A 20,577-nucleotide genomic window follows, 5' to 3' on the forward strand; every position below is an offset into this window, starting at 1 on the left:
CCATCAAGATACCTGTCATCCATTCGCTATATCCCGGCAGCTTTCTTCCTCCAGTCTCTCTGTCGATCTTCCTGTTGGACTGTTACACTGTTCGAGTAGATTCCTTGACAGCTAAACCTATATGCGATATATTTCTGTCAAATTATAAGTGAGTGGTGACTTTTTTATGCCGATACCGAAAGACTACCATGCCCCCGTGCGCCTGTCAGCGAAGGAAAAAGCGTTTCACCAGATCCAGCGTTGGATTATCGACGGGACGCTGGAGCCGGGAGAGCAGCTCTATGACGCTGAGCTTTCCGATGCTTTGGGCATTAGCCGCACGCCGGTGAGAGAAGCACTGCAATTGTTGCAAACCCAAGGTTTTGTAGAGATGTATCCAGGCCGTCAAACGATCGTAACGACGATCTCCAAGGATGATGTGCCCGATATCTATCCGCCGCTTGCAGCGTTGCAAGCGTTGGCCGCTGAAGAAGCGACCCCCAAAATGACAGCGCTACATATTCGAAAGCTGCGGGAAATCAATGACTCCTACCGCAATGCAATCGAAGCCGGGCAGCTTTTCCAGGCGATGGAATGGGATGAACAATTTCACGATGTCATCCTGGAGGTGGCAGATAATCCGTACATCACGCAGTTTTCTTCGATTCTGCAACTTCATGTTCGGCGCATGAAATACCTGTTTTTGCAGCAGCCGATCCGGACAAAGGCTGAATCCGTCGAGGAGCATGAGCGTTTTATCAACGCCCTTGAACGGAGAGATGCGAGTCAGGCGGCTTCCATCATGAAGCAAAATTGGCTGCGGCCGATGAGGGAAGTGTTGCATGTCCTGGAAGAGGCGGAGGGTCAGCAAAAGGAAGAACCCATGAAAGAGCAAAAGGAGGAGCAGAAAGCACAGCCAAGCCGGACAAAAAAGGGGAACCAGGAACATGAAAGCTGAAGGAAGCAAGACAGACTATCGCATGTATGTGTGGATGCTGACCGTTCCACTTTTTTGGGGAGGAGCATTTGGGGCCGCTCATCACGTCATTTCGGAAATCCCCCCGATCACAGCCGCAGCTCTGCGTTTTGCCCTAGCCAGTCTTCTGCTGTTGCTCATTACGCAGCTCCGCGGAGAATGGCACCTGGAAGAGATCAAGAAGCGATGGCGTGGTCTTTTGCTCATGGCTCTCACCGGCATATTTGCCTACAATGCGTTCTTTTTTTACGGACTTACTTACACGACAGCCATTAACGGATCGCTCATCATGGCGAACTCACCCGTATTTATTACGCTCGGGGCTGTGCTTTTCCTGAAAGAGGCCTGGAATAAAAAGCTGGGCATCGGCTTACTGTTATCTCTGACGGGCGTCTTTCTCGTCATTATCAACGGTTCCTGGGAAACACTTGTCTCGTTCACGTTCAATACCGGCGATATGTTGTTTTTAGCGGCGCTGCTTTGCTGGGTTCTGTACGGCTTACTTGGCAAAGTCGTGATGAACGGGGTTTCTCCGCTGTTGACCACTACCGTGACGACAGCCGCTGGCTCTGTTTTACTGGTTATCTGGTCCCTGTTTGAGGATGGCTGGCGCCTGGTGCCGCAGATGTCCGGCCAGGCCTGGCTGGAGATGGTCTACATGACATTCTTTGCGACTGTCCTGGCATTCTTTCTTTGGAATCAGGGGGTTCATCATCTCGGAGCCAGCAAGGCGAGTATTTATATGAATCTGGTGCCGATCAATGCCTGTTGGATCGCTGTTTTGCTGTACGGTGCCAGCATGACCTGGATTCAGGTAATCGGCATTCTCATGGTGATTGCCGGCGTTTGCACAGTGACGCTTGGAAACGGGAAAAAGCCCGCAGGAGCAGGGGCTGAAAAAGCCTATAAAGGGCAGGGAAGAGGCGCCTGACGATCCATTCGCATACATGAGAGAATTCAAAGCGAGGCACACTATGGCAGGAGGTGTGTCGACGATGGAACAATGCATCGAGGTAAAGGGACGAGAATATCAGTTCGCCACAACCTATGACGGTGATTCACAATACAACGTACAGGTTCGCAGTGGCGATAAGCTGATTACGATGTTTAAGATTGCTGCGGAAACGGAAGAAGAAGCATTTCCAGCGGCGATGGCCCATTTTCAGTCCGATATTGAAATGGGCAACATACAAGTATAGTCAGATAAAAATCAGGGCAGCCCTCCATGTGAGTCAGGCTGTCCTTCTCTTTTTCACAGCTCTGTATTAGTGCAGTTCTCTTCATAAAATCAAGGATGGCACTTTTATGCAGCAACCTGTACTTTTCACTTCATAGAAAATATGATACAACAGGGATGAAAGCTTGAATGGACGGATAGGAGAGGAACCCCATGCAGCATCAACAGGTACCGGATCAATTTGAAAAAATGAAAGGATGGCGGGAAAAACTGCCTGATCCCGCGGCCGTAACGGAGGAAGAGTTATTTACGCTGCTTCGGCTCATCGAAGAACGGGGGAAACCGGGAAGCGAAGGAGGTATAGAGAAAGCAGGAGAAGATGCGATAGCTAAAGCCGGAGATGCCAAAGCAGAAACAGGAGAAGAGGTTGGTACCGAAGCTGAAGAAGGTTCTAAAGTCGAAGCTGTCGTTTTGACGCTGCTCGCTGCGAAAAGAATGGAGAAGCCCGATGGTTTTCACCTGGCCGATGAGTGGCTGACGCGCGCTGCTTTCCTGGACCCTGCCTTTTTGCCTGCCCACGAATGGCGGATGCGTTTGCAGATGCAGCGACTGAAGCAGCATACGTTCAGTCAGCGCTACCCGTTAATTCGGGAGACAGATAATGCGGTAAGCCGTCGAAAGAATCTGGAGACGCTGCAGGAAGCAGGAGCTGCCGAACTAGAAGAGCTGGCGGACTGGATCAAGCTCGCTGCCGAGGCGAGAGTGTCAGCAGAAAAAGCAGGAGCGTTTACCTTCGTACAGAAGCTGGCTCACCTGGAAGCACTCTATCAGCAGCGGGAAAACCTTTTACGCCAGATGTTAGAGAAAGCGGAAGAATACGCGAGCTCTCTCCACGGGATGTTTTTTTCGGTTGAATCTCTAACGGCGTTGCAGGATGCGATCCGTGCATTGACGGCCCAGCACGAAGAGAAGCAGCAGCTTTTTGCGGAAGATAGCAGTGACAGCCAGGAGGAGCCGAAGCAACCTGAAACCGCACTGGCAGAGCTGGAGTCGCTGATTGGCATGCGTGAGATCAAAGAGCGGGTTCGTTCGCTTGCCCGTTTTCTTCGCTATCGTCAGCTCCGTGAGCAAAAGGGCTGGAAAATGCGGGACCAACTGCCGCTGCATCTGGTTTTCATGGGCAATCCAGGTACGGGAAAGACGACGCTTGCTCGTTTGCTTGCGCGACTCTATCATGAACTGGGATTGCTTGCGCGGGGAGAGATCGTCGAGGTGGACCGGTCGCATCTGGTCGGTGCCTACGTGGGACAAACCGAGCAAAAAGTGATGGAAGCCGTGAAACGTGCGGAAGGAGGCGTTCTGTTCATTGATGAAGCCTACAGCCTAAAACGGTCGGACAGCTCAGGGGCAGATTATGGGCAGGCTGCGATCGACACGTTGGTAGCAGCCATGACGGGCGGAGAATATGCAGGCAAATTTGTCGTGATGCTGGCCGGGTATCCTGAGGAAATGCGGCAATTTCTCTTTGCCAATCCGGGACTGCGCAGCCGCTTTCCCGAAACGGGTCATTTTTTACTGCCCGATTACAGTGCAGATGAGCTGCTGCAGATTGCGGAAAAAGTGGCGAGCCGCAACGATTATGCCCTGACGGAAGAGACGCGCCGGGCGCTGCGAAAACGGATCGAGGACGCACAGGTGGACGATACCTTTGGCAACGCGCGAACGGTTCACAATATCGTGATGGATGCGATTTTCGCCAAGGGACGGGAGCTTGGTGAAAAAGAGTTGAAATGGCAAGACTTTACCCTACTTGATCCGGCGGATGTCCTGCCTGCCCAACCTGAATCCAAGTCAGGATCTGCGAGGCGTCAGCTCGAGAATTTGATCGGACTTGCCCAGGTGAAAGAGGAGTTGGCGAAGATCACATCCTTTGTGACCGTGCAGCGCAAACGAAATGAGGCTGGTCTGCCCACGGTTCCCATCGAATTGCACGCTGTTTTTACGGGAAATCCAGGTACAGGCAAAACAACGGTGGCGCGTCTGTATGCCGCCATGCTGAAAGAGATCGGCTATTTAAAACGGGGACATCTCGTGACAGTCGGTCGGGCTGACCTGGTCGCCGGTTATGTCGGCCAGACCGCAACGGTTACCAGGCGCAAAGTACGCGAAGCGTTGGGAGGCGTCCTGTTTATTGATGAAGCATATGCCCTTGCGGAGGGCAGTGAATCGGATTTTGGGCAAGAGGCGATCCATACCCTGGTGGAGGAAATGACGAGACATCAGGAGAATCTGGTCGTCGTGTTGGCTGGCTACCCGGCAGAGATGCTCAGGTTCATGGAAAGCAACCCTGGACTTTATTCGCGGTTTAAAAAATACATTCCGTTTCCCGACTACACGCCAGAGGAATTGGTCCAAATGCTGCTGCAACGGGTTGAGGATAGCGGGTACAGCATTCGTCCCGAAACGGTAGTGCTGCTACGCGAGCGACTAGAGCAGGCAGCTTTAGCGATAGGGCTTCATGGCAACGGCAGGTTCGTAACCAATCTGCTGCAGGAAGCGATGCAAAACCAGGCGATGCGCTTGACGATGACAGAATCTGCGGAGTGGACCAGGGAAGAGCTTGTCAGTTTGGAATGGAGCGATTTTTCTCCGCTTTTTGCTGGCATGGATGAGTCGAGTGAAAGAACTGAGTAACGATCGCCAGTTTAAAAACAATAGCCCTCCTTTTTGAAATTGATCTGGGACAAAATTCCAAAACGATTGGACTAGAGACATCCAAAATCTAGCAGTCTGCTGGTATAATAGAAATTGTTCCAGTTAGATAGAAGAAAGCGGGGGCTTTTATTGAAGCGAAAGATGAAGTGGTATGCTGCCTTGTCTGCCACCCTCGTGCTGAGTATGATGGTCGGTCAGTTGCCGACGGGAGCAAAGCAGCAGGGGGAACGACGGGGAGATCTGGAGATTGAAGCAAGCGAAGGGCTCGCTCTAAAGTCCAATGCAAGGCAAACAGCGGAAACAGACCTGTATGTCATCCGTTTCGAAGGACCCATCGAGCAGGAATGGAAGGATGAAGTTGAGGCGCTCGGGATTGAACTGGGGGATTATTTGCCTGACTTTTCATTTGTGGCAAAATTATCAGACAAGAAAATCCAACGACAGGTCGTTCGTCTGCCTTTTGTCGAGGAGATCATTCCCTTTTATCCGGTAAACAAGGTCGCACCCGAGCTGCGAAAGGCTCTGGGCACGAGTAAAGAGGTAGAGGTTGCCGTCATCGGTTTTGATAAAAGTGTGGATATACGCCGGACGGTGAACAGAGCAGCCAAAGAAGAGCTGAGCGGCAGCGTGGAGAGTCTGAAAAATGCACGCCATATTTCTTTGGCCGCGATGACCGGGCAGGGGTTGGAGGAAGTGATCCAATCCGAGGATGTCGTAGCCGTCGTACCGTTACCCAAAAGGAAGCTGCATAATGACCGGGCAGCGAAAATACTCAAATCGGACAAGCTGGAAAACACAGGCTACACGGGCCAAGGACAGATTATCGGGATCGCCGACAGCGGTCTGGATACCGGTGATGAGGAAAATATCCATCCCGACTTCATCGGCCAAATCCTGCGTCTGTATGCCATCGGCCGTGAAGGTGACGCGAGTGATCTCGAAGGGCACGGGACACATGTTGTCGCCTCCGCTTTGGGCACGGGAGCGGCGTCTGCTGGAAAATACAAGGGAACGGCATCAGACGCACAGCTCATCTTTCATTCGATGTCGGACAAATGGGGAGGTCTTGTCGGAGAAGTCCGCGATATTCTGGGTCAGGCGTATGAGGGCGGGGCCCGTATTCATTCCGATTCCTGGGGAGATGATGATTTCGGTGATTACGGTCTTGATTCTTACATGTTCGATCAGTTTCTCTGGGAGCACAAGGATATGACGGCTTTGGTTGCTGCAGGCAACGTCGGATACCGGGGCTTTAAAACCGTTGGCAGTCCAGCTACTGCCAAAAACGTGATCGCGGTAGGGGCGTCGGAGAATGACCGTCCTAAAGTAGGCGGGGAGAAAGCGGATGATCCCGATACAGTTGCCGGATTCAGCAGCCGTGGAACCACTATGGATGGACGATTTAAGCCCGATCTGGTAGCACCTGGCACCTTTATTCTGTCTGCCCGCTCCTCGCTGGCACCTGAGGAAGCTTTTGAAGAACTGTTTGACAGGTTTTATGCGTACAGCAGTGGGACAAGCATGGCAACACCGCTTCTGGCTGGGGGTGTTGCGCAAATCCGGCAATTCCTTTCGGAAGAAAAAGAGAATGACAACCCCAGTGCAGCACTCCTGAAGGCAATGCTGATCAGCGGTACAGATGACCTGGATGAAGACATGCGTTTGCAAGGCTTCGGACGTGCCAATCTTCTCAATGCCATCCAGACAGACTTTGTCGATGAAAAGGAAGGGCTGCTTACGGGCGAGGGCGCGTCATACTCGGTCAAAGTAACGGATCGCTCCAAACCACTGGCCATTACGCTTGCCTGGACCGATTATCCGGCCTCCCTCGCTGCCTATCGGACACTGGTCAACGATCTTAATCTTGTTGTCATCTCCCCCGACGGGGAACAGTACAACGGCAATGACTTTTTCCGCTATCCCTATGATGACGAAGTGGATAATCTGAACAACGTGGAGCAGGTCTGGATTCCCCGCCCTGAAAGAGGGGTATACACGGTCAAAGTAAAGGGCTACAATATCCCGAAAGGACCACAGCCATTCGCTCTGGCGACCACAGGGAAAATCGTGGATGAAGCCGAAGGGCCCGATGTAAAAAAGGGAACTCTGAACACGGAAAAGGCCATCAACAGATATGACGTGATGACGTTTCGAGCAGCCCAAGAAGGCAGATTGCGAGTAGTGCCTACGTGGAGGGGCTATGCCGAACTCAGTCTGATCCTGTACGATGAGACAAATATGCCGATCAAGGTTATCGAAAAACTGGAAAAAGGGAAAACCCTTACGATCTCGCTGCCTGATGCAGGCAAGTACAAGATCAAGATTGAACTGGAAAAAGGCAACGAGGCCAAGTATCAGCTGGACCTCGACTACCCGAGGTAGCTATTTTGACAAAGCGTCGCATTCCTCACGATCGTGAAGGATGCGACGCTTTTTGTTGCACATCGTTTGGGGGGCTGCTGCCCTCTTTTAGCCCGTGTTTCCATTCATGTGCACGGATGGCAATCTCGAGACAAAGGCGCTTGTCAGGCTGAGACAGGTCGACTTTCAGACATTCCTGGATCTTTTCCAGCCGATGGTACAGGGTTTGCCGATGAATGAATAATTTATCTGCAGTTTCTTGTTTGGACAGGTGATTGTCGAGATAAAGCCGCAGGGTTTTGACCAATTGTGTACCGTTTTCTGCATCATAGCGAACCAGCGGACCAAGATAGTCATGGATAAAATGGGTCAGGACCGGCTCCTGGGGGACATGGAAAAGCAGGCGGAATAATCCCAGCTCCGAAAAATATGGGCTGTCCGTGCTTCTTTGAAAGATCAACGCCTGTTCTGATTCGGCCAAGTGTTTGCCGGCGTCAGCCAACTGTTCGCCTGGTCTGCTAACGCCAAAGAAACATTCTGTATCGGGGCCCATCACCTGGCGGCACATCCGTCTCATCTCGGACATCGCTTTGTCCAAATTTCGGCGGATGTCAGTTTGATTGGTGGGGCTAATCATCAACAGGTAAAAGCGGTTCCCCATACATCGTATAAAGGGGCGAAAGCCGAGGCGGGTCAACAAAGAGCGGAAAACACCGGTCAGTTCATGCGGCGGCAGGGGAGAAGAGAATTCCTCCCCGCCGCGATGGAGCGACAGGATCAAGGTGTGGTAGACAGGCGTTTTCCCTTTTCCTGTCAAACCGAGCAGGGAGCGCATTTGCTCTTCGGGCAGTGTCCGGTTGGCGATCAGATCGTCAAACAGTTTGTTCTCCGCAGCCAAGACCTGTTCCTCTGCGAACATCTTGCGCATCAGGATTTGAGCCATGGCACTGACGGTGTAATCCAGTGTGAGCAACAGGTACTCATCCGTGTCGCGGTCAAATAAAATGAATCCAACGTATGCGAGGAGATGTCCCATCACCGTGATTGGCTGGTAAACCAGCTTCTTTTTGTCGGAGAGAGGAAGAGCTCCCCCGCTCATTTCTTGCTGGTCATGTTCCGGCAGGGACGAACGGATCAGGGTGGACAGCTCCGCCTGGACAGCTTGCGGCAAAGGCGGGACGTAAAGAGGATTTCCGTCGAGCGGAAAGAAAAAGACCTGGGTGTGGACACTGGTTTGGAAGTGTTGAAGCAGCTTGGGAATGCCTTGGGTTTGCAAGCTTAATTGCTGCAAGCTGCGAGAATAGGTTTCCAGACGGCGCAGCGCCTGCATTTGGTTATTGATCAACAGTTCATGAAGGTCTTGGGTAATGTCTACGAAGCGGACGGGCTTTTGGAAAACAATGAGGGGAAAGTCGTGATGATTAGCCAGCTCCAGCATATCATCAGGTACTGAAGGGATGTAATCACCCAGTTCAATACAGAGTCCGACCGCTTTGCGGGAAATTAGCTGGGAAAGGTAGGCGAGGCGTTTCTCTTTTGCTTCCCCAAAGCCGAGGCCCGTCGAGAGGATCAACTCGTCTCCGTTCAGGTACTGGACCGTATGGGCAGCTTCCAATACGTGAACCCAGCGCACGGCCCGAGATAGCCCCCGACTGCCCGCGACGACTTCCGCGTGTTGAAACAAAGGACGTTTGACGACATCTGCTACGGTCAAGCGCCATTCATTGTTCATGCCGATCCTCCTCATAGACAGTATGTAACATGAATACTAACGAACTCCTGTCAGTTTGTCTAGTGATGCGGTTAGGAATGTTCAGATAAGATAGAATTATCAATCAAGCGTTCGCAAAGGAGCTGAAAGGATGAGTACAACAACAGTTGGTCCTACTCTGAAAAACTACATCGCCGGGGAATGGGTGGAATCTCTCACAGATCGCTATGAGGATATCCCCAATCCCGCAACAGGAGAATTGCTGTCCCGGGTACCGCTGTCAACCAAAGATGACGTGGACAAGGCAGTGCAAGCAGCCAAGACGGCATTTCCGGCATGGAGTGAAACTCCTGCGGTTGACAGAGCTCGTGTCATGTTCCGCTTCCAGCATTTGCTGTGGGAGCACCAGGATGAATTGGCGAAATTGATCACGCTGGAAAACGGCAAGAATCTGGCAGAAGCGCAAGCTGAGATTTTGCGTGCGGTGGAGATGGTAGAGTTTGCGGCCGGCATGCCGACTCTGCTAATGGGAGAGACCCTGCCGAATATCGCCAGGAATATCGACTGTCAGGTTATCCGCTTCCCGCTCGGCGTCGTTGGCGGCATCACGCCATTTAACTTCCCGTTGATGGTACCCCTGTGGATGTACCCGATTGCCATTACAGCAGGAAACACTTTTGTTCTGAAGCCCTCTGAGCGGACGCCGCTCTCCAGCAGCCGTGTCGCCGAGCTGTTGAAAGAAGCAGGTTTGCCGGACGGGGTATTCAACGTGGTCAACGGCGCGCATGATGTGGTCAACGGACTTTTGGAACATCCCGATGTCAAAGCGATTTCTTTCGTCGGTTCGCAGCCCGTGGCCGAGTACGTGTACAAAACGGCGGCAGCTCATGGGAAACGCGTTCAGGCCTTGGCTGGTGCGAAAAACCACCATCTGGTCATGTCCGATACGAATTTGCAGCGGGCAGCCAAAACAATCGTGAGCTCGGCATTTGGCTGTGCCGGGGAGAGATGCATGGCAGCCAGCGCTGTTGTAGCGGTGGAGGATATCGCCGACGAGCTGATCCATCACCTGATCGAAGAATCCAATGCACTCAAAATGGGGAATGGCCTGGAGGAAGGCATTGATTTGGGACCGGTAATCCGCCAATCCCATCTGGATAAGGTACATGGATTTATCGAGCAAGGGCTGTCTGCTGGAGCTGAGCTGGTCCGGGATGGTCGAGAGGATGCCAAGTCTAAACCGGACGGCTATTTCCTGGGTCCAACGATCTTTGACAAGGCAGATGCAGAAATGGTCATCGTCCGCGATGAAATTTTTGCTCCGGTTCTCAGTGTGATGCGCGTCAAGAACTTTGAAGAGGGTCTGGAGACAATCAGCCGATCCCGCTTTGGAAACGGCGCTACGATCTATACAGAAAACGGAAAATGGGGCCGGGAGTTCGTCCAGCGTGTCGAAGCGGGCATGGTTGGCGTCAACGTAGGGGTACCGGCACCGATGGGCTTCTTTGCCTTCACCGGTTGGAAAAATTCTTTCTACGGCGACCTGCACGCCAACGGCAAGGACGGGGTTGATTTCTTTACCAAGAAAAAGACGATCACATCCAGATGGTTCGACGATGGTGATACCAGTATCGGTTCTCAGAAAGTATTCGTGAAATAGCGAAAGGGAGGAACGAATATGAGCCAGGGTCAACAAACGAAAACCGCTGACAAAAATGCTCTGCTGGAAAAAGACCGCGCGCATATGTGGCATCATATGTCGCCGTACAATCCGAACCCGATGATCGTCACGGAAGCACAAGGTTCATGGGTAACGGATATTGACGGCAATAAATATCTGGACGGCATGTCAGGGCTGTGGTGCGTCAATATCGGCTATGGCCGCCAGGAGCTGGCTGATGCAGCTTATGAGCAGTTGAAGGAGATGGCCTATTTCCCGCTGACACAAAGCCATGTTCCGGCGATCAAGCTGTCGGAAAAAGTTAGCGAGTGGCTGGGCGAAGAATACCGCGTCTTTTTCTCCAACAGCGGTTCCGAAGCGAACGAGGTGGCTTTTAAAATTGCACGTCAGTTCCATCATCAAAACGGAGAGCCTGGCCGTTATAAATTTATCTCCCGCCATCGGGCCTACCATGGAAATACAATGGGGGCATTGGCTGCGACGGGCCAGTCCATCCGCAAACAAAAATACGAACCTCTGGCGCCTGGCTTTCTCCATGTCTCGCCACCGTATTGCTACCGCTGTCCTTTTGGCAAATCCTACGGCAACTGCAACCTGGAATGCGCACAGGTATATGACGAGGTCATCAACTGGGAGGGCGCCAACAGCGTGGCTGCGGTCATCATGGAACCGACAATTACGGGAGGCGGCGTGATCGTTCCCCCACCCGAGTACATGCCTAAGGTTCGCGAGATTTGTGACAAATACGGCGTCCTCTTGATCGTGGACGAGGTGATCTGTGGCTTCGGCCGTTCCGGTCAAAAGTTTGGCCATCAGAATTTTGGCATCAAGCCGGATATTGTGACGATGGCAAAGGGGATCACCAGCGCCTACCTGCCGCTTTCGGCAACTGCCGTAAGAGCGGAGATTGCAGACAAATTTAACGAGCAGGGAGTCAATCTGCACTTCCGTCATGTCAATACATTTGGCGGCAATCCTGCGGCTTGTGCGCTCGCTTTGAAAAACCTGGAGCTGTTGGAAGAAGAACAACTCATCGAACGTGCAGCAAGCCTCGGTGAGGAATTGCGGGAGAAGCTCTCGTTTTTGGAGGACCATCCCCATGTCGGCGATATCCGCAGCTTTGGATTCTTGATGGGTATCGAAATGGTGGAAGATCGCCAAACAAAAGAACCGGCAGCGCCTGACAAATTGGCAAAAGTCATCGGAGCCTGTAAACAGCGAGGGCTGATCATCGGCCGTAACGGCGACACCATCCCGGGATTCAATAATGTCCTCACCCTTTCTCCACCGTTTACGACGACGAGCGAGGATATCGATTTCATTGCACAGGTGCTACGTGAAGCTTTTGCTGAACTCGCCTAAAGAAGCGAACAAATAAAGAGGCGATTCCAATATTAAACATCATAAAACCCGACCTTCTTCAGGGAAGCCGATCAGGCGAACCAAAAGGGGGGCCGGGTTTTTTGTTGGGAAAGCATGGCATGAAAGGTATTGACGCGCAGGGGGGAACATGTTATCGTAAATAGAATAAATACATACTAAACACATTGGAATTATCGGATTGTGTATGAGATGAGGAGAGAATGTCCATGAAAAAAACACGCTCCATTTTGCACCTGTCCACGTCGGCCGCGTTATTGTCTGCGTTTGCCCTCACGGCGACAGGAACAACCGTCAGTGCAGCGCCAGCGCATCCGGCATTGGCTGCTGTCCAAACCATCGCAGCTCAGGCATCAAACGCAAAAGAAGCCGCAGCCTTTATTGAGAAGCAATATGGCATCGCGCTCAAAGGAGCAGTCACCAAACAGCAGTTTGAAAAAGCTCTGCAATCAATTCTTGCTGCTTCCAGTATAGCCGCTGATGAGGAGAAGGCCAATGTCTTTTTCCCAAAAGAAGAGGCAAATGGCAAGCTGCAGGTCTGGGAAGCCGTAGGTGCAACGGTACAAGCTGCTGAGCTCAAAGAACTGGCTTACACCTATTCGGATGAAAAAGTGGCCGCATCCTGGAAGGCCGCTGGTTTGACATATAAAGCTGACAAAAACATTGCCAAGGAGGCAGCGCAGGAAATCGCTGTTGCTCTGGATACCGGCATCCTTTCCGCGAAGCAACTCACCGGGACCAAGCTGGAAGCGGACACCTCTGCCGAACTCGCTTATGAACTGCTCGGCAAGGTAGCTGAATTCCACGGAGAGCAGCAAAACTTCCTCGGCTACATCAGCGAGCCAGACATTTACGGAAAGCTCGTCCAGGCTTGGAACGAATCCCAGCTGATCAAAACGGAAGACTTGCAAAAGGTCGTCGATGAAGGATTGAAGCAAGACCTGATCACGGGATACAATCTCAAAGACACAAAATTTGATCCCCATTTTGATCCGGCTCGGACGATCACCTATGGACACAGCGATATCATTCATGCTGTACAGTTGATCGGACTCTTAAAAAGTGAGGGCATCGAGGCAAAAGTACAGCTTGAACCGAAAACCTCTGCCTTTGTTTATTTGAAAGAATGGGGAGAGCCCGTACAGACAGATGATTACCAGGTTGTCCCGATTGAAAACGGAAACCATATCGCATACTCGAAAGAATACGATCTCAGCTTTGAATTTGCCACGGCAAAAGAAAAAGAGCAGTTTCAGCCGCTAGTACTGAAGTACGCGAAAAAAGACCAGGAGGATGCCACCGGTTTGTTGAAAGCTTCCTGGTGGCAGCCGCTGTACTACTCGCTGACCAAGCTGGATCAATATCCGGTCATTACAAATAACGTGCTGAAAAAAGGAAGATATCTGGCACAATCGTTTTCACTCAATGAGGACTCGGCGAAAGTGGTAGCAGGATTGAAAAAAATCGACTCATCGCTCACCATTGACACGTATCAATTTTGGGTGGATCAACCATTCCACAACTATCTCAAGGGTGAGTACAAATAGAGATTAGTTGGGGTTCTCGGGAGTAGTCTCGCTGTCCCGCTCTTGCTGGTAGGCACGGAGTCCGCGGATAAACATCTCAAGAATCACTTCGTGTTGCGTCTTGCTGGATACCTTTGTGCGGATTTGTTCCAGCTCGGCGACTAGCTCGGAATCGAGATGCAGATTGATCGTTTTCCCCTTGCTGCGCGGATGAATTTCGTAATGCGTGCCGTTTTTCTTCAGCACTCCTTCGATCTGCGCTTCTTTTCCCAGCGCTTTGCGACTAGGTAGATACAAGCAAGCGGCTTCCAAGACAATATGGGTCAGTTCTTCGCTGAAGCGAACAGTGAGGGGCTGCCCCTTTTTTTTGTGAAAGTCGCGAATCTGCCGTGAAACCTCCTGGTTTTCAAAGGTATTGGTCAACATCAGGCTTGCCGTCTCCATAACGCCTCCTTATGATCGGGGAATCGTCTGGGGGTTCCCTCTGTCGGTGTAAAGCGCGTTTTCTGCTATGTCACTATAAACTTCTCCTGTGCCCTCCACCTGCACCTGATACACAAACAGGTCATCCACTAACTCAGCCTCACGAAAATCAAATGCCGTAATGACGGCCCAAACCCGCTTTTCGTCCAAGATCAACTGGACGCGGTCCAGTACATCGAATTTTGGTGAAAGAAGCCCTTTCTCATGCAGGAATCGATATACCTGGAAACGGAGATAGAGATTCCGTTTTTTCCCCTGCTTTCCGGCCAGCAGGGGAAACTCGAGCCGTTCATCGATTACAGGCCCCAGGTGACCGTCATCAGCCCATCTTTTTATCGAGGCCATACTGCCCGTCCCGTTGCCCCTGTTTACCAGCAGCTCCAAAATATCGCGTGAGGACAGGTAATGTGCCCGTCTCTGACGCTGCTCTTCGAATTGGGCCCGTTCGGCTTCCAGTTGCTTTACCTTTGCGTCCGCTTCTGCCATTTGCTGCCGGAGCTTGGCAATCAAAGCCTCATAGTTTTTCATGCCATCCTCTCCAAACTCGTTCTGGTAACAGCCTATTCAAAAATGAAATCATTCATGACCGGGAAGCATGATTCGTTTCATGGCCTGGCTATTAAAAAATGAGATGAAAGAATCATAAAACCGCATATTCCTACATTGATTAATAGCAAGGAAGCGATTTCAGAACGCCTGAGGAGGTTGTTGCAAAATGAGCGTTCCCCTCGATGAAACCAAGACGATTGACGCGCTGCAAGCGAATTTTACGGAAGTGGTTCCCTCCTTGAAGCCAAAGGAAGCGATGGATGAAGCAAACAGATGCCTGTTTTGTTATGATGCCCCCTGTATCAAGGCCTGTCCGACGTCGATTGATATCCCTTCGTTTATTAAAAAGATCGCGACAGGCAACCTGCTGGGATCAGCCAAAACCATTATGGATGCCAATCCGGTGGGAGCCAGCTGTGCCCGCGTTTGTCCGACAGAAGAACTGTGTGAGGGCGCCTGCGTACTCAACCACGCCTCTAAACCGATCATGATCGGTCTATTGCAGCGGCATGCAACAGACTGGGCGATCAAAAATCAGGCAGCTCTGTTTCAGCCAGGTAAAAGCAACGGGAAGCGTGTAGCGGTTGTCGGAGGAGGTCCGGCCGGCCTTTCAGCAGCCCGTGAGCTGGCTCGTCTCGGCTATGCTGTTACGGTTTATGAATCCAAGGGAAAGGCGGGGGGACTCAATACGTACGGCATTGTCTCTTTCCGTCTGCCCCAAGAGATATCGCTGTGGGAAGTAGAACAGGTGAAGGCACTGGGCGTCGAGTTTCGCACCAATACCACAGTCGGGGTAGATGTGCAGCCCGAGGAGATTTTGGAACAGCATGACTCAATCCTGCTTGCGGTGGGCATGGGGGCGGTGCCGCAGCTCGGAATCGAGGGAGAGGATTTAAGCGGGGTGCTGGATGCCATCTCCCTGGTGGAAGAGACCAAAACAAAACCACTGACGGGCCAGATGATCGGGAAAAAAGTCGTCGTGATCGGTGCAGGCAATACTGCGATCGACGGAGCCACTACCTCCAGAAGGCTGGGAGCCGAGCAGGTACAGATTCTTTACAGACGGACGGAAAAGGAGATGACCTGTTACCAGTTTGAGTACGAATTCGCCAAGCAGGATGGCGTCGAATTCCGCTGGCTGGTGGCGCCTACCCGGATTCTGGGGGAAAACGGACGTGTGACGGGCCTGGAGTTGATTCGTATGGAGCTGGGTGAACCGGATGGGAAAGGGCGGCGAAAGCCGGTGCAGGTTCCGGACAGCCAGTTCGTAATCGAGGTTGATTTTGTCGTCAAGGCGATCGGGCAGACCCGCCATCTCCCTTTGATCGAGGCATTCGGACTGCAGCATCAAAACGGGATCGTTGCCATCGAAGAAGGGACATACCGCACCTCTCACCCGCAAGTATTTGCGGCAGGTGATGTCATCTTCGGTGGCGGGAAGACCGATGCCATGGTGGTGGACGCAGCCAATCACGGAGTCCGTGCGGCTCATGCCATACACACTGCACTCAGCGATCTGACTCAGCCAGTATGATGGCGTAGTGAACTTTTTTCGAGGACAGGTAGAGATCGGAAGGCTTTTCGAACGGAAATGCTAGATGGCTATGGTCGAAGATCATTCGCCAGGTAGAAGGAGGCGTAGCGCAATGGCAGATTTACGCATCAATTTGGCCGGTATTGAGTCGCCCAATCCATTTTGGCTGGCTTCGGCACCGCCCACCAACTCCGGGCATCAGGTACAGCGCGCTTTTGAAGCGGGGTGGGGAGGTGCCGTTTGGAAAACTTTGGGCGAACCGATTATGAACGTGACCTCCCGTTTCGCAGCTCTTCATTACGGCGGCCAACGAGTACTCGGCTTTAATAATATCGAACTGATTACAGACCGTCCGTTGGAAGAAAACCTGAAAGAGATGGAGGAGACGAAAAGGCTCTATCCCAAGCACACCTTGATTGCTTCGCTGATGGTAGAGCACAAGCGGGAAGCGTGGCACGAGATTGTCAAACAAGTGGAGGCCATCGGTGTAGACGGGCTGGAGCTGAACTTTGGCTGCCCGCACGGCATGGCAGAGCGGGGCATGGGCTCGGCCGTGGGACAGCATCCCGATCTGATCAGGCAGCAGGTGGAATGGGTCAAAGAGGTGGCCCAGACGCCGGTAATCGTCAAGCTGACACCCAACATTACGGACATCCGCTTCACAGCGCGGGCGGCGTCGCAGGGTGGAGCAGATGCCATCAGCATGATCAATACCATCAACAGTCTGATCGGAGTGGATCTGGACTCCTGGCTCCCGATCCCTCATGTTGACGGAAAAGGCGCGCACGGCGGCTACTGCGGTCCTGCGGTCAAGCCGATCGCCCTCAACATGGTTGCCGAATGCGCCCGTGATCCCCAAGTAGGGATTCCCATTTCCGGGATTGGCGGTATCTCCACCTGGCAGGATGCGGTTGAGTTTTTGCTGATGGGAGCAAGCGGCGTCCAGGTCTGTACAGCGGCCATGCATCACGGGTTCCGCATTGTCGAAGACATGATTGATGGACTGAACAACTATCTGGATCAGCGCGGAATCCCTTCGGTTATGGATATTGTGGGAAAAGCCGTTCATACCTACTCCGACTGGGGCAATCTGAATTTGAACTACAAGATCGTCGCCCGCATTCACGAGGAGACCTGTATCAACTGCAATAAATGCCACATCGCCTGCGAGGATACGTCCCATCAATGTATTGATATCGTGACGGATGAGATGACCGGAAAAGAAAGGCTTGTGGTACGGGAAGAGGATTGCGTCGGTTGTAACCTCTGCTCCATCGTCTGTCCGGTAGAAGGAACGATCGAAATGGTGGAGATCCCTACAGAACAGCCGCCGCTCACCTGGAATCAGCGCCAGGCTGCGCTGGCCGCCGGTGGTAGCTGCGAGATCAAGAGCGAGTAATGTTTCGAAGGCAGCCCGCATAGCCTGTACTGACGAAAAAGTGAATGCCGCAGATGTGAAAGCTCAAAATGGGTCGGCAGAAGGGGAGGGTCAGAGATGAAAAAATGGATTCGTGGCGGTACGGTAGTGACAGCAGCAGACACCTATCAAGCAGACGTGTTGATCGAGGGAGAACAGGTGGTTGCGATTGGTCATCAGTTTTCTGGGGAAGGAGCGGAAGAGATTGATGCGAGCGGATGCTATGTACTGCCAGGCGGAATCGATCCACATACACACCTCGATATGCCGTTTGGAGGAACTGTGACGGCTGACGACTTTTTTACCGGCACCCGGGCAGCGGCATTCGGAGGGACGACCAGTGTGATCGACTTTTGTCTGACCAAAAAAGGGGAATCGCTTCGCTCGGCGATTGCCACCTGGCACGAAAAAGCCCGCGGAAAAGCAGCCATCGACTACGGGTTTCACCTGATGATTGCGGAGGCCAATGATCAGGTGCTGGAAGAGCTGGAAAGCGTGATCGACACAGAAGGAATTACCTCTCTCAAGGTCTTTATGGCATACAAAAATGTCTTTCAAGCGGATGATGAGACGTTATTCAAGACACTGGTTCGGGCAAAAGAACTGGGCGCTCTGGTCCAGGTCCATGCCGAGAACGGGGATGTGCTCGACTACTTGACCAAAAAAGCACTGGCGGAAGGAAATACTGAGCCGATCTATCACGCCTATACCAGACCTCCTGAAGCGGAAGGCGAGGCGACAGGAAGGGCAATCGCCCTGACAGCCTTGGCAGACTCGCAGCTCTATGTTGTCCATGTCTCCTGCGCATCGGCCGTTCAGCGCATCGCAGAGGCCCGGGAAAAAGGCTGGAATATCTACGGCGAGACCTGCCCGCAGTACCTTGCTTTGGACATCAGCATCATGGACCAGCCGGATTTTGAAGGGGCGAAATACGTCTGGTCTCCGCCGCTGCGGGAAAAATGGAACCAGGAGGTGCTCTGGAGCGCTTTGAAAAATGGCATTTTGCAGACGGTTGGCTCTGATCACTGTCCGTTTAACTTTCAGGGACAAAAAGAGCTGGGACGCGATGACTTTACCAAGATTCCCAACGGTGGACCGCTGATTGAGGATCGACTCGCCATTCTCTATTCAGATGGAGTACGGGAGGGACGGATCAGTCTCAATCAATTTGTAGATGTCACATCGACCAAGAGCGCGAAGCTGTTTGGGCTGTTCCCGAAAAAAGGAACGATCGCAGTTGGCTCCGATGCAGATATCGTAATCTTTAATCCCCAAGTGAAGCGGACGATTTCTGCCCAGACCCATCACATGAACGTGGATTACAATCCCTTTGAAGGAAAAGAAGTCTACGGCGAAGTCATTTCAGTTCTTTCCCGCGGATCTTTTGTTGTGCGCGACAAGCAGTTTGTCGGTCAGGCAGGGAACGGTAATTACCTCAAGCGGTCTACTTTTGCACAGCCATAAGTTAGGGAAGGAGGGTATCGAGGATGGTAAACAAGGTGAGCATCGGCCTGATCCAGGCGAAAAATGATGTACACGGCGATCAGCCGGTTCACGTCCACAAGGAAAAGGCCATTGAAAAACACGTGAAAATGGTCCGGGAAGCGGCCGAGAAGGGCGCACAAATTATCTGTCTGCAAGAGATTTTTTACGGCCCTTATTTCTGCGCTGAGCAAAATACGAAGTGGTACGAAGCGGCTGAAGAAATTCCGGGCGGGCCGACTGTCCGGCTGTTTCAGGATTTGGCCAAAGAGCTGGGAACGGTACTGATTGTACCGATCTACGAACGAGTCGGAATCGGAACCTATTACAACACGGCTGCTGTTATCGACGCTGACGGGAGCTACCTGGGGAAATACCGAAAACAGCATATTCCACATGTGGGTGTCGGTGAAAACGGCTGCGGCTTCTGGGAAAAATACTATTTCAAACCCGGAAATCTGGGATATCCCGTTTTTGACACGGCCTTTGCCAAAGTCGGCGTCTATATTTGCTATGATCGTCATTTCCCTGAAGGGGCCAGGCTGCTTGGGCTGAATGGAGCGGAGATCATCTTCAATCCTTCGGCTACCGTGGCGGGACTCTCGGAATACCTCTGGAAGCTGGAACAGCCGGCCCATGCCGTGGCCAACGGGTATTACGTGGCGGCGATTAACCGGGTTGGTGTGGAAGCGCCGTGGAATATGGGAGAGTTTTACGGCCAGTCGTATCTCGTTGACCCGCGTGGTCAATTTACAGCCATCGGAAGCAAGGATCGCGATGAGATCATCATCGGAGAAATGGATAAAAACCTGATCCATCAAGTGCGGGATACCTGGCAATTTTACCGGGATCGCAGACCGGAGACCTATGAAGACATGGTGAAATTATTGCCTTGACTCTTTGAGAGCTAATCAGGCAAATCCAGCAACAGGATCATGTTTTAATTATTTGGAAAAGCAGGGTGGCGGAGCATGAACGCCGCCTCTTTTCCCTTTTTGGGGGACGCGGCCGAGTAAAAATCAGATCAGATGGGGGAGGTGCAGGGATGAAAAAAATCGTATACCGGGGTGTCGAGTATCAGGAAGCGCAAAGAGTGATCAAAGCCCAGCGATACGAGCGCCATGAACGAAGACAGTTTGTGAACGGTGCGATTGCCAAGGCCGTTTTTGGCTCGGGCGTTTATCTGGTCAGCAATATGAAAATAGCAGCCCAATACGCTATCTGTCATGCAGAGACGACCTGGGATCAAGCGGCGATTCTGGTTCAGGAGCTGACCGTCGACCAAATGTTTGATCTCGACGAAGAGTATGGGGAAAACCAACTGCGCTTCGATGCTTTAAAAAGCCGACACTCGGCTGAGGATTTGGCGCTGCTTTCAGAGGGGATGGACCAAAAGGAATGGTTGGATTGGACTGGAGAAGAGATCCGCAAGTATTTGGAGGATAAGGGTTTTTTAGGTATATCATACAAGATTGCTGAAGAATTGACCTATTACATTTGTTATAGGCCAGATCAGCAAATCTCAGATATTACACTTTATTCTGTATTTGATTTGGGAGTTTCGTCGTAAAACTATCGACTTGTTCATCATCCTTTGGTAGAATTA

At 52.0% G+C, this 20,577-nt stretch carries 16 protein-coding genes; 13 read left to right on the plus strand and 3 right to left on the minus strand.

What is annotated here, in order from left to right; all coding sequences use genetic code 11:
* Positions 1 to 166: 166 nt before the first annotated feature.
* The 5 genes from NDK47_RS12800 (at position 167) to NDK47_RS12820 (ending at position 7,229) form a co-directional block, all read left to right on the plus strand.
* Positions 167 to 937 carry a GntR family transcriptional regulator gene (locus NDK47_RS12800; RefSeq protein ID WP_322112091.1) on the plus strand — a complete coding sequence of 257 codons (771 nt, stop codon included), beginning with the start codon at positions 167 to 169 and terminating at the stop codon, positions 935 to 937.
* A complete protein-coding gene (locus tag NDK47_RS12805) occupies positions 927 to 1,886 on the plus strand; it encodes a DMT family transporter (protein WP_251875454.1) in 960 nt (319 codons plus the stop codon). Before NDK47_RS12800 ends, NDK47_RS12805 begins: the two co-directional genes overlap by 11 nt.
* Before the next feature lie 64 nt (positions 1,887 to 1,950).
* Complete coding sequence (locus NDK47_RS12810) at positions 1,951 to 2,154, plus strand: hypothetical protein (protein WP_251875456.1); 204 nt, start codon at positions 1,951 to 1,953, stop codon at positions 2,152 to 2,154.
* 191 nt (positions 2,155 to 2,345) lie between these two features.
* A complete protein-coding gene (locus NDK47_RS12815; protein WP_251875458.1) occupies positions 2,346 to 4,826 on the plus strand; it encodes an AAA family ATPase in 2,481 nt (826 codons plus the stop codon).
* A 150-nt stretch (positions 4,827 to 4,976) separates the two neighbouring features.
* Positions 4,977 to 7,229, plus strand: a complete 2,253-nt coding sequence (locus tag NDK47_RS12820; RefSeq protein WP_322112092.1) for a S8 family serine peptidase — start codon at positions 4,977 to 4,979, stop codon at positions 7,227 to 7,229.
* Positions 7,230 to 7,254: 25 nt separating this feature from the next.
* Here the strand turns inward: NDK47_RS12820 and NDK47_RS12825 are convergent, their stop codons facing one another.
* Positions 7,255 to 8,940: a PucR family transcriptional regulator gene (locus tag NDK47_RS12825; RefSeq protein WP_251875460.1), complete on the minus strand. Its 1,686-nt coding sequence runs from the start codon at positions 8,938 to 8,940 to the stop codon at positions 7,255 to 7,257.
* A 130-nt stretch (positions 8,941 to 9,070) separates the two neighbouring features.
* On the opposite strand from NDK47_RS12825, the gene NDK47_RS12830 reads away from it, so the two are divergent.
* From NDK47_RS12830 to NDK47_RS12840, 3 genes are all read left to right on the plus strand, one after another.
* On the plus strand, positions 9,071 to 10,579 hold the full coding sequence (locus tag NDK47_RS12830) for a CoA-acylating methylmalonate-semialdehyde dehydrogenase (protein WP_251875462.1): 1,509 nt from the start codon (positions 9,071 to 9,073) through the stop codon (positions 10,577 to 10,579).
* An 18-nt stretch (positions 10,580 to 10,597) separates the two neighbouring features.
* The gene (locus tag NDK47_RS12835; protein WP_251875464.1) at positions 10,598 to 11,962 is read left to right on the plus strand and encodes an aspartate aminotransferase family protein; all 1,365 of its coding nucleotides are present in this window, start codon (positions 10,598 to 10,600) and stop codon (positions 11,960 to 11,962) included.
* A gap of 227 nt (positions 11,963 to 12,189) precedes the next feature.
* Positions 12,190 to 13,527, plus strand: coding sequence for a hypothetical protein (locus NDK47_RS12840; RefSeq protein ID WP_251875466.1), 1,338 nt, complete (start codon positions 12,190 to 12,192; stop codon positions 13,525 to 13,527).
* A 3-nt stretch (positions 13,528 to 13,530) separates the two neighbouring features.
* On the opposite strand, the gene NDK47_RS12845 is transcribed toward NDK47_RS12840, so the two are convergent.
* Both NDK47_RS12845 and NDK47_RS12850 read right to left on the minus strand, forming a co-directional pair.
* Entirely contained in the window at positions 13,531 to 13,950 is a 420-nt protein-coding gene (locus NDK47_RS12845) for a hypothetical protein (protein WP_251875468.1), read from the minus strand.
* A gap of 9 nt (positions 13,951 to 13,959) precedes the next feature.
* Positions 13,960 to 14,517 carry a hypothetical protein gene (locus NDK47_RS12850; protein ID WP_251875470.1) on the minus strand — a complete coding sequence of 186 codons (558 nt, stop codon included), beginning with the start codon at positions 14,515 to 14,517 and terminating at the stop codon, positions 13,960 to 13,962.
* Between the two features lie 187 nt (positions 14,518 to 14,704).
* Between NDK47_RS12850 and NDK47_RS12855 the strand changes: the two genes are divergently transcribed.
* The 5 genes from NDK47_RS12855 to NDK47_RS12875 all read left to right on the plus strand — a co-directional run bounded on the left by NDK47_RS12855 (position 14,705) and on the right by NDK47_RS12875 (position 20,541).
* Positions 14,705 to 16,072 carry an NAD(P)-dependent oxidoreductase gene (locus tag NDK47_RS12855; RefSeq protein WP_251875472.1) on the plus strand — a complete coding sequence of 456 codons (1,368 nt, stop codon included), beginning with the start codon at positions 14,705 to 14,707 and terminating at the stop codon, positions 16,070 to 16,072.
* A gap of 112 nt (positions 16,073 to 16,184) precedes the next feature.
* Positions 16,185 to 17,471: an NAD-dependent dihydropyrimidine dehydrogenase subunit PreA gene (gene preA / locus NDK47_RS12860; RefSeq protein WP_251875474.1), complete on the plus strand. Its 1,287-nt coding sequence runs from the start codon at positions 16,185 to 16,187 to the stop codon at positions 17,469 to 17,471.
* A gap of 96 nt (positions 17,472 to 17,567) precedes the next feature.
* Positions 17,568 to 18,953 carry a dihydropyrimidinase gene (gene hydA, locus NDK47_RS12865; RefSeq protein WP_251875476.1) on the plus strand — a complete coding sequence of 462 codons (1,386 nt, stop codon included), beginning with the start codon at positions 17,568 to 17,570 and terminating at the stop codon, positions 18,951 to 18,953.
* Positions 18,954 to 18,976: 23 nt separating this feature from the next.
* Entirely contained in the window at positions 18,977 to 19,867 is an 891-nt protein-coding gene (locus tag NDK47_RS12870; protein WP_251875478.1) for a nitrilase-related carbon-nitrogen hydrolase, read from the plus strand.
* Positions 19,868 to 20,016: 149 nt separating this feature from the next.
* Positions 20,017 to 20,541: a hypothetical protein gene (locus NDK47_RS12875; protein ID WP_251875480.1), complete on the plus strand. Its 525-nt coding sequence runs from the start codon at positions 20,017 to 20,019 to the stop codon at positions 20,539 to 20,541.
* The last annotated feature ends 36 nt before the right edge of the window (positions 20,542 to 20,577 follow it).

Source organism: Brevibacillus ruminantium (genome assembly GCF_023746555.1).
In the GTDB taxonomy this organism is placed as follows: Bacteria; Bacillota; Bacilli; order Brevibacillales; family Brevibacillaceae; genus Brevibacillus; species Brevibacillus ruminantium.